Raw genomic sequence first — 17,465 nt, forward strand, 5'->3', positions numbered from 1 at the left:
CTACAGGTCGGACTGGCCGTCGAGCGCGGCCCGCACCAGGTCGGCCACGTCCATCGAGTCGATGGATTCCGTGGGTTCACCGTCCTCCGCCGGGGCCGTGCCGCCGCGCCCCGCGAGCTGGAGCAGCGGCTCGAGTACGCCGATGTCCCGCAGTTGGGCGAGCGGTACGGAGGCCAGCAGGGCCCGGATCTCGGTCTCTTGCGCATCGGTCCGCGCTTCGGGGCCCTGGTCGGGGACGAGTTGGCCGAGCACATGCTCGGCGAGGGCCGTGGGGGTCGGATGGTCGAAGGCGAGTGTCGCCGTGAGGCTCAGGCCGGTCGCCGCGTTGAGCTGGTTGCGCAGTTCGACGGCGCCGAGCGAGTCGATGCCGAGGTCGCGGAAGGACCGTTCGGCGCCGACGGCGTCGGTGTCCGGGTAGCCCAGCACCTGGGCGGCCCTGGCGCGGACCAGATCCACGACGACGTCCAGGCGCCGGCCCGCCGGCAGGCCCGTCAGCCGCTCGCGCAGCCCGTGTTCGTCCTTGCCGCTCTCGGGCGCCGCGGCCTGCGCCGCCAGCATGTCCCGGTAGCCGGGGAACTCCTTGAGCAGGGCGCTCGGCCGGGCGGCGCCGAAGGCACCGACGAAGCGTTCGACGGCGACCTCGGCGACCACCGCGGTCGGCTCGGGCTCCATGACCAGCCTGAGCAGGGCCTCGCAGGCCAGCTCCGGGTCCATGGCGCCGACCCCGGCGCGCTTGGCGGCCTCGTCGGCGCCGGCTCCCTCGGCCATGCCGCCGCCGCCCCAGGCTCCCCAGGCGATGGAGGTCGCCGGGAGGTCCAGCGCCCTGCGCCGCTCGGCCACGGCGTCGAGCACCGCGTTGGCCGCCGCGTAGTTGGCCTGGCCGAGGTTGCCGACAGCGGCGGACGCGGAGGAGAACAGCACGAAGGCCGTGAGGTCCAGTTCGCGGGTCAGCTCGTCGAGCAGCAGGGCCGAGGTCACCTTCGCGCGGAACACCGCTTCGAACCGCTCGGGGGTGAGCCGGTCGAGGACACCGTCGTCCAGGACACCCGCCGCGTGCACCACGCCGGTCAGCGGGCGCTCGGCCGGGATGTCCGCGAGTACGGCGGCCAGTTGGGCGCGGTCGGCGACGTCGCACGCGGCGACGGTGACCCCGGCGCCCAGCTTGCCGAGTTCGTCCCGCAGCGCGTCGGCGCCCGGTGCGTCCTGGCCCCGGCGGCTGAGCAGCACCAGGTGCTGGACGCCGTCCCTGGCCAGCCGGCGGGCCACATGGGCGCCGAGGGCGCCGGTGCCACCGGTGATCAGTACCGTGCCCTTCGGGTCCCAGGCGCGGGCGGGCTGCTTGCCGGGGGCCTTCAACAGTCGGCGGGCAAGGACGGCGGAGGCCCGTACGGCGATCTGGTCCTCGCCCTCCGTCCCGGCGAGCGCTCCGGCGAAGCCCGCGCACGTACGCTCGTCCAGCCGCTCGGGCAGGTCGATCAGACCGCCCCAGCGCTCCGGGTATTCGAGGGCCGCGACCCGGCCCAGGCCCCACACGGCGGCCTGGAGCGGGTTGCGTGGTGTGTCGGTGCGGTGCACGGACACGGCGCCCCGGGTGACGGACCAGAGCGGGGCGTCGATCCCGGCGTCACCGAGCGCCTGGAGCAGCACGGCCGTGAGGGCGACGCCCTCGGGCACGCTGCCCGGCATGGTGTCGCGCAGCGCCAGGAGCGAGACGACCCCGGCGAACGGCGCGCCGTCCTCGGCGGCTGTCTGCTCGGCGAGGGAGCGCAGCTCCCCTGCCAGCGCTGCCCGGTCCTGCGGTCCGGGTGCCACCGGGACCCGTACGACGGTGCTGCCCAGCGCGTCGAGCGCGGCGCAGACCCACGCGTCGCCGGTGTGCTCCTCGGGCACCACGGCGAGCCAGGTGCCGTTCAGGGGCTTGCGGTTGGCGGTGCTTGCGCCGGTCAGCGACTTCCATACGACGCGGTGCCGCCAGCCCTCGACGACCGACTCGTCCTGGCGGTTCCTGCGCCAGTCGAGCAGCGCGGGCAGCACCTTGGACAGCGTGTCGCCCTCGATGTCCAGGACGGATTCCAGGGAGCTGAAGTCCTCCTGCTCGACCGCTTCCCAGAACGCGCGGTCCGTGGCGTCGGACGCCTGCGGGGCGGCGGCCGGTGCGGTCGCGCCGGGCAGGGCGTCCGGCCAGAACCGGTCGCGCTGGAAGGCGTACGTCGGCAGGTCGATCCACTGGGCGCCGGTGCCGGCGAAGAACGCGGACCACCGCGGTCCTGCGCCGAGCACGTGCAGCCGGGCGACGGCGGCGACCAGGGTCGCCTCCTCGTCGCGGCCCTTGCGCAGGACCGGCACGGCGGCCGCGCCCTGCGGCGCCGACTCCTGGGCCATGGCGGCGAGCACCGCGTCCGGGCCCAGTTCCAGGAAGGTGGTGACGCCCCGGTCCGCCAATGTCCGTATGCCGTCGGCGAATCGGACGGCCTCGCGGACGTGCCGTACCCAGTAGTCGGGCGAGCACAGCTCGTCGGCGGCCGCCAGGGCGCCGGTCAGGTTCGACACCAGCGGGATCCGGGGTGCCTCGTAGGCCAACTCCTCGGCGACGGCGCGGAACTCGTCCAGCATCGGATCCATCAGCGGCGAGTGGAACGCGTGCGACACGCGCAGCCGGTTCGTCTTACGGCCCTGTTCCGCGAAGTGCGCCGCGACCTTCAGAGCCGCGTCCTCATCACCCGAGACCACCACGGACGAGGGCCCGTTGACGGCCGCGATCGACACGCCGTCGGTCAGCAGCGGGGTGACTTCGTCCTCGGTCGCCTGGACAGCGACCATCGCACCGCCGGACGGCAGCGCCTGCATCAGTCCGGCCCGCGCCACCACCAGCCGCGCGGCGTCCGCCAGCGAGAACACCCCGGCCACGTGCGCAGCGGCAATTTCACCGATCGAATGCCCGGCCACGAAGTCCGGGGTCACACCCCACGACTCGACCAGCCGGAACAACGCCACCTCGATCGCGAACAGCGCGGGCTGTGTCGCGCCCGTCTCGTTCAGCGACTCGGCGTCGTCACCCCAGACGACCTCTCGCAGCGAGCGGCCCAAGTGGCCTTCCAGCTCGGCGAGTACGGCGTCCAGGGCGTCGGCGAAGGCGGGGAACGTGCCGTACAGCTCACGGCCCATGCCGAGCCGCTGCGACCCCTGTCCCGAGAACAGGAACGCGCGCTTGCCGACCCGTTCCAGATGGTTCTCGACCAGGTGCGGGTCGCTGCCGCCGTCGGCGAGCGCGGCGAGCCCGTCGAGCAGGCCCTCGCCGCCGGTCACGGAGATGGCGGCCCGGTGCTCGAAGGCGGAGCGGGTGGTCGCGAGCGAGAAGGCCAGATCGGTCAGGGGGATGTCCGGCTGCCCGGTCACCTGGGCGAGCAGCCGGCGGGCCTGGTCGCGCAGCGCGCCCTCGGTCCTGCCGGACAGCAGTACCGGCAGTGTGCCCGCCTGGCGTGCGGCTCCTTCGGCCCCCTCGGGAGCGGTGGGGGCCGGGGCGGCGGTGTCGGTTCCCGGTGCCTGCTCCAGGATGACGTGCGCGTTCGTACCGCTGGCTCCGAAGGAGGAGACCCCGGCGCGGCGCGGGCGGCCCGCCTCCGGCCAGGCGACCGGCTCGGTGAGCAGCCGGGCGGCGCCCGCCGTCCAGTCCACGTGCGACGACGGTGTCTCGGCGTGCAGCGACTTGGGCAGGGTGCCGTGCCGCATCGCCATCACCATCTTGATGACCCCGGCGACACCGGAAGCGGCCTGGGTGTGACCGATGTTGGACTTGAGCGAGCCGAGCAGCACCGGGCGCTGCGGGTCGCGGTCCTGGCCGTAGGTGGCCAGCAGGGACTGCGCCTCGATCGGGTCACCGAGCTTGGTGCCGGTGCCGTGCGCCTCGACGGCGTCCACATCGGCGGGCGCCAGACCGGAGTTGGCGAGCGCCTGCCTGATCACCCGCTGCTGGGCGGGGCCGTTGGGCGCTGTCAGTCCGTTGGACGCGCCGTCCTGGTTGATGGCGGAGCCGCGCAGGACCGCGAGGACGTGGTGGCCGTTGCGCCGGGCGTCGGAGAGCCGCTCGACGACGAGCATGCCCACGCCCTCGGCCCAGCCGGTGCCGTCCGCCTCTTCGGAGAACGCCTTGCACCGGCCGTCGGAGGACAGCGCGCCCTGGGCGGTGAACTCCACGAAGCCCACCGGGGTGGCCATGACGGTGACCCCGCCGGCCAGGGCGATCGAGCACTCGCCCGAGCGCAGTGCCTGGGCGGCCAGGTGGAGTGCCACCAGGGAGGAGGAGCAGGCCGTGTCCACGGAGACCGTGGGCCCCTGGAGGCCGAAGGAGTAGGCGAGCCGGCCGGAGAGGAGGCTGGCCGACTGGGCGGTCTCCCACTGGCCGTACTCGGCCGGGGGCCGGTAGTCGCCGCTGCCGCCGCCGACGTAGACGCCGGTGGTCGCGCTGCCGCGCAGGGTCGCCGCGTCGATGCCGGCCCGCTCCAGCGCCTCCCAGGCGGCTTCGAGCACGATGCGCTGCTGCGGGTCCATCACCATCGCCTCGCGGGGCGAGATGCCGAACAGACCGGGGTCGAAGTCGGCCGCGTCGTAGAGGAAGCCGCCGTTGCCGGTGGCGCTGCGGCCCCGGCCGTCCGCGCCGCCGCCGAGCAGGGTGTCGAGGTCCCAGCCGCGGTCGGTGGGGAACTCCCCCACGGCGTCGGTCCCTTCGGTCACGAGCCGCCACAGGTCCTCGGGGGAGCCGACACCTCCGGGGTAGCGGCAGGCCATGCCGACGATCGCGACGGGGTCGTCGCCGATGTGCCCGGAGGCCGCCATGGGCGCCGCGGTGCCGGGCAGTTCGCCGAGCAGCAAGGTCCGCAGTTGGGCGGCCAGTTCGGCCGGGGTCGGGTGGTCGAACACGAGCGTGGCGGGCAGGCTGAGGCCGGTCGCCGTCATGAGCTGGTTGCGCAGGTCGACGGCGGTCAGCGAGTCGAAGCCGAGGTCGCGGAAGGGCAGGTCGGACTCGACGGCGTCGGCGCTCGTGTGGCCGAGCACCATGGCGACCTTGCCGGTGACCAGGTCGAGCAGCGCGTCGGCGCGTTCGGTGTCGGGCAGTGCCAGCAGTTCCTGCCGGTAGGTCCCGGCGGCGGACTGCTCCTCCTTGCGGTCGTGTTCGGCCGCCGCGAGGGCGGCGCGGGCCTCCGGGATGTCCGCCAGCAGGGTGCTGCGGCGGCTTTCGGTGTAGGCGGGTGCGAAGGCCGCCCAGTCCACGTCGGCGACGGTCACGGCGCTCTCGCCGTCGGCGACGGTACGGCCGAGTGCGGCCAGCGCGGCGTCGGCGGCCATGACGGGCAGTCCGTTCATCCGCAGATGCGCGGCGGTCGCCCGGTCCACGGTGTCCGCCCAGGCGCCCCAGGCGACCGACAGGGCGGTGGCGCCCCGGTCGCGGCGCTGCCGGGCGACGGCGTCCGCGTACGCGCCGAGTGCGGCCTGTGCCTCCTGGCCGCGGACGCCCCAGACTCCGGCGACGGAGCCGAACAGGACGAACGCGTCCAGCGGCCGGTCGCCGAGCACGGCGTCGAGTTGGACGACTCCGGCCAGCGCCGCGGAGAGTGCAACTGGTCCGGAGCCGGGTTCTGTGGTGCCGCCCGCGGCCTCTTCGGCGTGGACGACGGCGGTCAGCGGCCGGTCGTCGGGGATCGCCGCCAGCAGCGCGGTGAGCGCTTCGCGGTCGGACACCTCGCAGACGGCCGCGGTGACGGTGGCGCCGAGCGCGGTCAGTTCGGCTTCGAGCGCTGCGGCGTCCGCGAGCTGCGCCTCGTCGCGGGCGGTCAGGACGAGGTGCTGGGCGCCCTCGCGGGCCAGCCAGCGGGCGACGGGGCCGCCCGTCGTGCCCGTACCTCCGGTGACCAGGACGGTACCGGTGGGCCGCCACGAGCCGCCCGCCGGGTCCTGTGCCGTACGGCTGAGCCGGCGGCCGAGGGCTCCGGTGGCGCGGACCGCGATCTGGTCCTCGCCGTCCTGGCCGGTCAGGGCGGCGGCGAAGGCCGCGCCCGCCGTGTCGTCCACGGTCTCCGGCAGGTCGATCAGACCGCCCCAGCGGTCGGGGTGCTCCAGTGCGGTGACCCGGCCGTGGCCCCATACGGCGGCCTGTCCGGCGTCCACCAGGTGGTCGGTGGCGGCGGTGGAGACGGCGCCGCGCGTGACGCACCACAGCGGTGCGTCGATGCCCGCCTCGTCCAGCGCCCGCAGCAGCGCGGTCGGCCAGGCGAGGTCCGACGGCAGGTGCGCCCCGGTGGCCGCCGGGTCCGGTTCGGCGGTGGCGAGCAGCGAGACGACACCGGCGTAGCCGGTCCCTTCGCGGCGCGCCGCCGTGAGCAGGTGGACGAGGCCGGCGTGGTCGTACGGGTCGGCCTCGACCCGTACCGCACCCGCGCCGAGCGCGGCGACGGCGGCGGACGTCCAGGTGTCGTCGGCGTGGGAGGCCGGCACGATGACCAGCCGGTCGCCGGACGGCTCGGTGGTGGCGCTCGTGCCGAGTGCGGTGAGCGGGGTCCAGGTCTCGCGGTAGCGCCAGTTCTCCCCGGCCGACTGCTCGCCGCGGCGGCGGCGCCACGCGGACAGCGCGGGCACCATCGCGGTGACGGTGCCGCCGTCCAGGTCGAGCGAGGCGGCCAGCGATTCGAGGTCCGCGCGCTCCACGGCCGACCAGAACTCGGCGTCGACCGGGTCGGGGCCGCCGAGGGCTGCCACGGCCGCCGGCTCGGGCCAGTACCGCTCGCGCTGGAAGGCGTACGTGGGCAGTTCGACGCGGGACGCTCCGGTACCGGCGAAGTAGGCGGACCAGCGGGGTCCCGCTCCGTGCGTGTGCAGGGTGGCCAGCGCGGCGGTCACGGCCGCTTCCTCGCCCTGGTCCTTGCGGAGCAGCGGCACCACGGCGGGGGCGGGCTCGACGCCCTCCAGGCTCTGCTGGGCCATGGCCGACAGCACGCCGTCGGGGCCGAGTTCCACGAAGGTGGAGACCCCGGCGTCGCGCAGGGTGCGGACGCCGTCGGCGAACCGGACGGCTTCCCGCACGTGCCGTACCCAGTAGGCGGGCGAGGCGAGTTCCGCCGCCGTGGCGACCTGGCCTGTCAGGTTCGACACGACGGGGATCCGGGGCTCCTCGTACGCCAGGCTCTCGGTGACGCGGGCGAAGTCCGCGAGCATCGGGTCCATCAGCGGCGAGTGGAAGGCGTGCGAGACGCGCAGCCGCCGGGTGCGGCGGCCGTCGTCCGCCATCAGGTCGGCGATCACCTGGACCGCTTCCTCCGTGCCGGCCAGGACGAGCGCCTGCGGTCCGTTGACCGCCGCGATCGAGACGTCCTCGCCCAGCAGCGGGGTGATCTCGTCCTCGGTGGCCTGCACCGCGACCATCGCACCGCCCTGGGGCAGCGCCTGCATGAGCGAGGCGCGCGCCGCGACGAGCCGGCAGGCGTCGGGGAGGGTGAAGACTCCCGCCGCGTGCGCGGCGGCGATCTCCCCGATCGAGTGTCCTGCCACGAAGTCCGGGGTCGTCCCCCATGACTCCAGCAGCCGGAACAGCGCCACCTCGACGGCGAAGAGGGCCGGCTGGGTCCAGCCTGTCTCGTCCAGCAACTCCGCCTCGAAGGTGCCGGGTTCGGCGAACAGCACCTCGCGCAGCGGGGACTTCAGCTCGGTGTCGAGATGGGCGAGCACCGCGTCGAGGGCCTCGGCGAAGACCGGGAACCGCTCGTACAACTCCCGTCCCATGGCGGCGCGTTGGCTGCCCTGGCCGGAGAAGAGGAACGCGGTCCTGCCGGGGGCGCGGCTCGCGACGCCGCGTGCGGCCTCCCGTACCCCGTCGGGTCCGGCGAGCAGCACGGCGCGGTGCGGGAAGAGCGTACGGTCCGAGGCGAGCGAGTGGCCGACGTCCAGGGCGGCGAGGCCGCTGCCCGGCGCCGCGTAGGCGGTGAGCCGGTCGATCTGGGCCTGGAGCGCGTCGCGGGTCCTGCCGGAGACGATCCACGGCACGAGCGTCGGCGCGACGGCGGGGGCCGCCGTCTCGGGCTCAGCGGCGGGCCGTTCGACGGCGGGTGCCTGCTCCACGATGACGTGCGCGTTCGTACCGCTGACGCCGAAGGCGGAGACACCTGCCCGGCGCGGCCGGCCGGTCTCCGGCCAGTCGGCGGGCTCGTGCAGCAGCGAGACGGCGCCCGCAGACCAGTCGACATGCGCCGAGGGGGTGTCGGCGTGCAGCGTCTTCGGCAGGGTGCCGTGCCGCATCGCCATCAGCATCTTGATCACACCGGCGACACCGGCTGCGGCCTGGGTGTGGCCGATGTTGGACTTGACCGTGCCGAGCAGCAGCGGGCGTTCGCGGCCCTGCCCGTACGTGGCCAGCAGCGCCTGCGCCTCGATCGGGTCGCCGAGCGTGGTGCCGGTGCCGTGCGCCTCGACGGCGTCGATATCGGTGGTGGCGAGCCGGGCGTCGGCGAGCGCCTGCCGGATGACGCGCTGCTGCGAGGGGCCGTTGGGGGCGGTGAGGCCGTTGGAGGCGCCGTCCTGGTTGACGGCGGTGCCCCGGATGACGCCGCGCACCTCGTGCCCGTTGCGTACGGCGTCGGAGAGCCGTTCCAGGACGAGGATGCCGACGCCCTCGGACCAGGCGGTGCCGTCGGCGTCGTCGGAGAACGCCTTGCACCGGCCGTCGGGGGCCAGGCCGCCCTGGCGGCTGAACTCGACGAAGGAGTCGGGGCTCGACATCACCGAGACGCCGCCCGCGATCACCAGCGAGCACTCCCCCGAGCTGAGCGCCTTGCCGGCCCAGTGCATGGCGACCAGCGACGACGAGCATGCGGTGTCGACGGTGACGGCGGGGCCCTCAAGTCCGAGCGCGTAGGAGAGTCGGCCCGACATGACGCTGGCGGTGTTGCCGGTGGCCACGTAGCCCTGCACGTCCGACCCGGACCTGCGCAGCAGAGTCGGGTAGTCCTGGCCGTTGGTGCCGACGAAGACGCCGGTGGTGGAGCCGCGCAGCGCGGACGGGTCGATACCGGCCCGCTCCAGCGCCTCCCAGGTGGCCTCCAGCAGCAGCCGCTGCTGCGGGTCCATGGCCAGGGCCTCGCGGGGCGAGATCCCGAAGAAGCGGGCGTCGAAGTCGGCCACGCCGGTGAGGAAGCCGCCTTCGAGGGTGTCGGAGGCGCCGGCGCCGAGGGCGTCGATGTCCCAGCCCCGGTCGGCGGGGAACGCCGAGATGCCGTCCCCGCCGTCCTGGAGGAGCTGCCACAGCTCCTCGGGCGAGGTCACCCCGCCGGGGAAGCGGCAGCTCATGCCGACGACCGCGATCGGGTCGTCGTCCACGGGCCTTGCGGTGGCCGCGGGGAGCGCCGGGGCCTCGGGCAGCGAGCCGAGCAGTTCGGCGAGCAGGAACTCCGCCATCTCGGCCGGGGTCGGCAGGTCGTAGACGAGGGATGCGGGCAGGGTGAGCCCGGTGACGGCGGAGAGGCTGTTGCGCAGTTCGAGGGTGGTCAGCGAGTCGAAGCCGAGGTCCCGGAAGGCGCGGTCGTCCTCGATGTTCCTGGCGTCGGAGTGCCCCAGTACGGCGGCGACCTGGGCGCGCAGCAAGTCGAGCATGTGGCGGCCGCGTTCGGCCTCGGGGAGTTCGGCGAGCCGCTGCCGCAGCTCCGGTTCGCCGGACGCGGTCCCCGCGGAGGCGACGGCGGCCTGCCGGATCTCGGGCAGGTCGGCGATGAACGGCAGCGGGCGGGTGGCGGCGAAGGCCGTGCGGAAGCGGCTCCAGTCGATGTCGGCGACGGCAACGGCGGTGTCGTCGTGCTCGACGGCCTGGAACAGGGCGCGGACGGCGGGCTCGGGGGCCAGCGGCTCGAATCCGCCGCGCCGCACCCGGCTCTCGATCTCGGCCGCGTCGGCGACCATGCCGGAGCCGGCCCAGGGGCCCCAGGCGACGGACAGCGCCGTCAGCCCGTGGGCGCGCCGGTATTCGGCGAGCGTGTCGAGATAGGCGTTGGCGGCGGCGTAGTTGCCCTGCCCGGCGGCGCCGAAGACGCCTGCGGTGGAGGAGAAGAGGACGAACGCCGACAGGTCGAGGTCCGCGGTGAGCTGGTGCAGGTTGAGTGCGGAGGCGACCTTGGAGCGCAGTACGGCGGTGAGGTCGTCCGCGGTCAGTGCGTCCACGACGCTGTCGGCGACGACACCGGCCGTGTGGAACACGGCGGTGAGCGGTGCGTCGTCGGGGACGGTGGCGAGCAGGGCAGCGAGGGCGTCGTGGTCGGCGGCGTCGCATCCCGCGATGGTGACCCGGGCGCCCAACTCCTCCAATTCGGTGCGCAGTTCGGTGGCGCCGGGGGCTTCGGGGCCGCGCCTGCTGGTGAGCAGCAGATGGCCGGCGCCGGAGCGGGCGAGCCCGCGGGCGAGGTGCCCGCCGAGGCCGCCGGTGCCTCCGGTGATCAGAACGGTGCCCGAGGTGTCGAGCTTGCGCTCGTCGGCGGCGGGTCCGGCCGGGCTGTGGGCGAGTCGGCGTACGAACACGCCGGAGGCGCGTACGGCGGCCTCGCTCTCGTCCGAGGCGCCGGACAGGACGCCGCGCAGCCGGCGTGCGGCGTGCGAGTCGAGCTGTTCGGGCAGGTCGACGCAGCCGCCCCAGCGGTCGGGGTGTTCGAGCGCCACGACGCGGCCGAGTCCCCAGACGGCTGCCTGGTCGAGGCTGACGGCGTGTTCCGAGCGGCCGACGGAGACGGCGCCCCGGGTGACGTTCCACAGCGGCGCTTCGATCCCCGCGTCGCCGAGGGCCTGCACGGCGACGGTCGTCAGGGTCAGGGCTGCCGGTACGCCGGTGTGCGCGGCGCGTTCGCAGTCGGCGAGGGCGAGCAGGGACAGGACGCCCGCGAAGGTGCTCTCCCCCTCGGTGAGCCGGGTCAGTCGCGCGGCGAGGGCGGCGCGGTCGGTCTCGGCGACCTCGACCGTGACGGTGTCCGCGCCGAGGGCGCCGACGACATCGGCGGACCAGTCGGCGTCCTCCAGCTTGGCGGGGGTCAGGACGAGCCAGCGCCCGGCCAGGGCGGTCGGCGCTGCGGCGGCGCTCTGCGGCTTCCAGGTGACGCGGTAGCGCCAGGCGTCGACGGCCGACTCCTCGCCGCGGCGGCGGCGCCAGGCGGTCAGGGCCGGGACCATGGCCGTGACCGTGTCGTCGTCCAGGCCGAGCGAGGCGGCGAGCGACGTCACGTCGTCCCGCTCCACCGCCGACCAGAACTCGGCGTCGAGCGAGTTCTGCGCCGTCGGCGGGCCGGCCGTCTCCACGGCGGCCTCGGGCCAGTACCGCTCGCGCTGGAAGGCGTACGTGGGCAGCTCGACCCTGCGTGCTCCGGTGCCGGCGAAGAAGGCGGCCCAGTCCACGTCGACGCCGTGCGCGTGCGCTCCGGTCAACGCGGTGACGACGGACCGTACTTCGGGCCGGTCGGCGCGCAGCAGCGGAAGGAGCGCGGTCCGGGCGGCGTCGGGCAGGCTCTCGCGGGCCATGCCGCAGAGCACCGCGTCGGGGCCGAGTTCCAGGAACGTACGCACCCCGCCGCGTTCGGCGAGCCAGCTCACGCCGTCGCCGAAGCGGACAGCGCCGCGCACGTGCCGGACCCAGTACTCCGCCGAGCACACCTGCTCGTCGGTGGCGAGTTCGCCGGTCACGTCGGAGACGAAGGGGATGGCGGGCGCGTGGTAGGTGACACCGCTCGCGACCCGGCCGAAGTCGTCCAGCATGGCGTCCATGAGCGGCGAGTGGAAGGCGTGGCTCACCCGCAGCCGCTTGGTCTTGCGCCCGTCGGCCGCGATACGGGCGGCGAGGGCGACGACGGCGTCCTCGGCTCCCGCGACGACCACCGAGGCGGGTCCGTTGACGGCGGCGATGGACACCTGGTCCTCGATGCCTTCGAGCAGCGGCAGGACCTCGTCCTCGGCGGCCTGGAGCGAGATCATCGCGCCGCCCTCGGGCAGTGCCTGCATCAGCCGGCCGCGCGCGGCGACCAGGGCGCAGGCGTCCTCCAGGGAGAGCACGCCCGCGACATGCGCCGCTGCCAGTTCGCCGACGGAGTGTCCGGCCAGGTAGTCGGGGGTGATCCCCCACGACTCGGCGAGCCGGAACAGCGCGACCTCGACGGCGAACAGCGCGGGCTGCGCGTACTCGGTCCTGTCGAGCAGCGCCGCCTCGGGCGACTGCGGCTCGCAGAACATGACCTCGCGCAGCGGCCGGTCCAACTCGCCGTCGATCCGGGCCAGTACGGCGTCGAAGGCGTCCGCGTACACGGGGAAACGCTCGTACAACTCCCGTCCCATGCCGGGACGTTGGCTGCCCTGGCCGCTGAAAAGGAACGCGGTACGGCCACGTCCTGTGCCGCCCTGGACCACGCCGGGGCCCGGCAGTCCGTCGCGCAGGGCCAGCAGCCCGCGCAGCAGTTCGTCGCGCTCCTCCGCCACGACGGCGGCCCTGCGGTCCAGGCTGGAGCGGGAGGTGGCCAGTGAGAAGGCGAGGTCGGTGAGGTGTGCTTCGGGCCGCTCCTCCACGAGGGACAGCAGCCGGCCCGCCTGGGCGCGCAGCGCGGCCTCGCTCCGGGCGGAGACCAGCAGCGGCACGACGCCGGTCCTGGGCTCCCCGTCGGGCAGGGGCGACTCGGCGGGCTCCTCCGGGGGCGCCTGCTCCAGGATGGTGTGGACGTTGGTGCCGCTGAGGCCGAAGGACGAGATGGCGCCGCGCCGGGGCCGGCCGGTCTCGGGCCAGTCGGTCTGCTCGGTCAGCAGGTCGATGGCGCCGGAGGACCAGTCGACGTGCGAGGACGGCGCGTCGACGTGCAGCGTCTTCGGGACGATGCCGTGCTGGAGCGCCTGGACCATCTTGATGACGCTGGCGACGCCCGAAGCCATCTGCGTGTGGCCGATGTTGGTCTTCACCGAGCCGAGCAGCAGCGGCCGCTCGGGGTCGCGGTCCTGGCCGTACGTGGTCAGCAGGGCCTGCGCCTCGATGGGGTCGCCCAGCGCCGTACCGGTGCCGTGCCCCTCGATGACGTCGACCTCGCCGGCCTCGACGCCCGCGTTGGCGAGGGCCTGCCGGATGACGCGCTGCTGCGAGGGGCCGTTGGGGGCGGTCAGCCCGTTGGAGGCGCCGTCCTGGTTGACGGCGGAGCCGCGCACCACGGCCAGTACCTGGTGGCCGTTGCGCCGGGCGTCGGACAGCCGCTCCAGCAGTACGAGGCCGACGCCCTCGGCGAGCGTCATGCCGTCGGCGGCCTCGGCGTACGCCTTGCAGCGGCCGTCGACCGCGAGCGCGCGCTGCCGGCTGAAGCCGACGAAGGCGCTGGGGGTGGACATGATGCTGACACCGCCGGCGAGCGCGAGGGTGCTCTCGCCGTTGCGCAGCGACTGGCAGGCCAGATGGAGCGCGACGAGCGAGGACGAGCAGGCGGTGTCGAGGGTGACGGCCGGGCCCTCGAAGCCGAAGAGGTAGGAGACCCGCCCGGAGAGGATGCTGGAGAGCGTGCCGGTGATCATGTGGCCTTCGGAGCCCTCGGCCGCGTTGGCCACACCGGACGTGTAGTCCTGGTAGCTGGCGCCGATGAAGGTGCCGGTGAGGCTGGAGCGCTGGGAGACCGGGTCGATCCCGGCGTGCTCGAAGGCTTCCCAGGACGTTTCCAGCAGCAGCCGCTGCTGCGGGTCCATGGCGACCGCTTCACGCGGCGAGATGCCGAAGAATCCCGGGTCGAAGTCGGCGACGTCCTGCAGGAAGCCGCCCTGCACGGAGTACGTCCTGCCCGACCGGTCGGGGTCGGGGTCGTAGAGTCCTTCGGCGTCCCAGCCCCGGTCGGCGGGGAATCCGGAGATGGCGTCCGCGCCGTTCAGGACGAGCTTCCACAGCTCCTCCGACGAGGTGACCCCGCCGGGGTAGCGGCAGCTCATGCCGATGATGGCGATCGGGTCGTCGTCGACGGGGGCCGAAGGGGCGACGACGACGGCGCCGGCCGCGCTCTGCGCACCGGCCAGCTCGGAGCGCAGGAAGCCGGCCAGCGCGGCGGGGCTCGGGTAGTCGAAGACCATCGTCGTCGGCAGCGTCAGACCGGTGACGGACGCGAGGCGGTTGCGCAGCCCGACGGCGGTCAGCGAGTCGAAGCCGACGTCGCGGAACGCGCGCCCGTCGGGCAGCGCGTCGGCGGAGGTGAGGCCCAGTACGGACATGGCCTCGGCGCGCACCACTTCGAGCAGCAGCCGCTCCTGCTCGGCGGCGGACAGCGCGCGCAGCCGCGCCACGAACTCGCCCTCCACGACAGTGCCCGTGGCCCCGTCGGCGGCCTCGGTGAGCCTGCGCACCTCGGGCACGTCGGAGAACAGGGTCGTGGGGCGGCTCGACGTGAAGACGGGGTAGTACGTGTCCCAGTCGACGTCGGCGACCGCGATAACGGTCTCGTCGTCGTCCAGGGCCCGCTTGAGACCGCTCAGCGCAAGCTGCGGGTCCATGAACTCCAGGCCGCTGCGGCGGATCTGCGACGGGTCGACCCGGCCGATCTTGAGGTCGTCGGACCAGATGCCCCAGGAGAGCGACATCGCGCGCAGACCGCGGGCGCGGCGGTGGGCGGCGAGCGCGGCCAGGTAGGCGTTGCCCGCCACATACGCGGCGTGCGCGCCACTGGCCCACATGCCGGCCGTGGACGAGTAGAGGATGAAGTCGTCCAGCTCGTCGTTGTCGAGCAGTTCGTCCAGGACCTGCGCGCCGACCACCTTCGCGTGCATGACGTCGGAGAAGGACTCCATGGTGGTCTCGGCCAGCGAGTGCAGCTCGATGAGCGCGGCCGTGTGCACGACGGTACGCACGGTGCGTCCGTCGTCCTTCAGCTCCGCCAGCAGTGCGGCGACCGCTTCCCGGTCGGTCACGTCGCAGGCGACGACGGCCGCTTCCGTACCCAACTCGGCCAGTTCGGCGACGAGTTCGGCGGAGCCCGGCGCCTCGGCGCCGCGCCTGCTGGTCAGCACCAGATGCTCGGCGCCCTGTCCGGCCAGCCAGCGGGCGAGATGCGGCGCGAGGGTGCCCGAGCCGCCGGTGATCAGCGTGGTGCCGCGCGGCTTCCAGTCGCGCGAGGGACCCTGCCGGCCCGCTGCGGCGCGGACGATACGGCGAGTGAAGACGCCGGAGGAGCGGACGGCGAGTTGGTCCTCCTCGCCCAGTGCGCCCGCGAGGGCGGACACGAGTCGCGAGGCGGCCCGCTGGTCGAGGACCGGCGGCAGATCGATGACACCGCCCCAACGCTGCGGATGCTCCAGGGCCGTTGTCCAGCCCACCCCGGCCACCTGCGCCTGTACGGGAGCCGTCACCTCGTCCGAGCGGCCCGTGGAGACCGCGCCTCGGGTGAGGAACCACAACGGGGCACCGGTCTCCGTGTCGCCCAGGGCCTGCACCAGCGCGACGGTCAGCGCCAGACCGAGAGACAGACCGGGGTACTGCTCCCCCGGCTCCTCGGCGGCGGCGAGTACGGACACGATCCCGGCGACCTCGCCGGTCTCGGCCGAAAGCTCCGCCAGCCGCTCTGCCAGGACCGCACGGTCGACACACGACTCGTCCAGCACCAACCGGCGTACGTCGGCGCCCGATCCGCCCAGTGCGCCGACGACATCGGCGTCGTCGATGCCTTCGGCCGACACCACGAGCCAGGCGCCGGAGAGGGACTTCGGCGGGACGGTACTCACCGGGGACCAGGAGGCCCGGTAGCGCCAGGAGTCGACCGTGGAGCGGTCGTGGCGCGACCTGCGCCAGGACGACAGCGCCGGCAGCACAGCGGCCACCGAACCCTCGTCGGTACGCAGTGTCGCGGACAGCGCGGACAGATCCTCCTGCTCCACCGCCGCCCAGAACTCCGCGTCGGCCGGGTCGGTGGTGCCCGCGTTCTCGGCCACCGGCGGTACGGCCCACAGGTGTTCGTGCTGGAAGGCGTAGGTCGGCAGGTCCACGCGCCGGGCGCCGGTGCCGGCGAACACACCTGTCCAGTCGACGTCGACACCGCGTACGAACACCTCGGCGGCCGACAGCAGGAACCGCGACACACCACCCGTGTCACGACGCAACGTCCCCGTCGCGACACCCGGTTCGCCCGAATCATCGATCATGTCCTGCACCGACATCGTCAGCACCGGATGCGAACTGACCTCGATGAAGGCGCGGTGTCCCGCGTCCAGCAGGTCCTGTACGGCGTCGGCGAACTTGACGCGCTGGCGCAGGTTGCGGAACCAGTACTCCGCGTCCGTCCGCTCGGTGTCCAGCCACGCACCGGTCACGGTGGAGAAGAACGGCACCTCCGAGACGCGGGGACGCACCGGTCCCAGGATGTCGAGCAGTTCGTCCCGCAGATCCTCGACGTGGGCGCTGTGCGACGCGTAGTCCACCGCGACCCGGCGCACCCGGATCTCCTCGCCCGTCAGCTCGGCGGCCAGCTCGTCCAGGGCTTCGGGGTCACCCGAAACCACCACGGAGCGCGGCCCGTTGACCGCGGCCACGGACACCCGGCCCGACCACGACTCCAGCCGGCTCTCCACCTCGGCCACGGGGAGGGCCACGGACATCATCCCGCCGCGCCCGGCGAGGCTGCGGCCGATCGCCTGGCTGCGCAGGGCCACCACCCGTGCGCCGTCCTGCAGGGACAGCGCCCCGGAGACGACGGCGGCGGCGATCTCGCCCTGCGAGTGGCCGACGACGGCTGCGGGTTCGACCCCGCGCGAGCGCCACAGCGCGGCCAGGGACACCATCACCGAGAAGGAGGCGGGCTGCACCACATCGACCCGCTCCAGGGACGGCGCAGCTTCGACGCCGCGCAGCACGTCCACCAGCGACCAGTCGGTGAACTCCGCCAGCGCGGCCGCACATTCGGCGATCCGCTCGGCGAAGACCGGCGACTCGTCCAGCAGACGCGCCCCCATCCCCACCCACTGCGAACCCTGCCCCGGGAAGACGAACACCGTCTTCCCCTCGACATCGGCCGCGCCACGGGCCACCACGGACGAGGGGCCGTCGTGCTCGACGGCGCGCAGGGCGTCCAGCGGGTCCGTCTCCTCCGCCGGGACCACCACGGCCCGGTGCTCGAAGACGGAGCGGGACGAGACGAGCGAGAAGCCCACGTCGAGCGGGCTGACGGCGGATCCGGCGCCCTCCGCGTACGACAGCAGCCGTCCGGCCTGCTCGCGTACGGCGGAGGCGGTACGCCCCGAGACCACCCACGGCACCACACCGCCGGCGACCGGCACCGGCTCGTCCGCAGGCTCGTCCGGCTCGTTCCGGTCCTCGGCCGGGGCCTGCTCCAGCAGGGTGTGGGCGTTGGTGCCGCTGATGCCGAACGACGACACCGCGGCGCGGCGCGGCCGACCCGTCTCGGGCCACTCCACCGCCTCGGAGAGCAGACGCACCGCACCGGACGACCAGTCCACGT

1 protein-coding gene (running past one end of the window) is annotated in these 17,465 nt (G+C 74.1%); it reads right to left on the minus strand.

Annotated features, from left to right (window positions below):
- A protein-coding gene (locus ACZ63I_RS16845; RefSeq protein ID WP_469339334.1) for a type I polyketide synthase crosses the window boundary here: on the minus strand, positions 1 to 17,465 show its 3' portion. It continues 11,131 nt past the right edge of the window; only the last 17,465 of its 28,596 coding nucleotides appear in the window; its start codon lies off the right edge, out of view; the stop codon is at positions 1 to 3.

This window comes from Streptomyces sp. NPDC087906 (assembly GCF_055584925.1).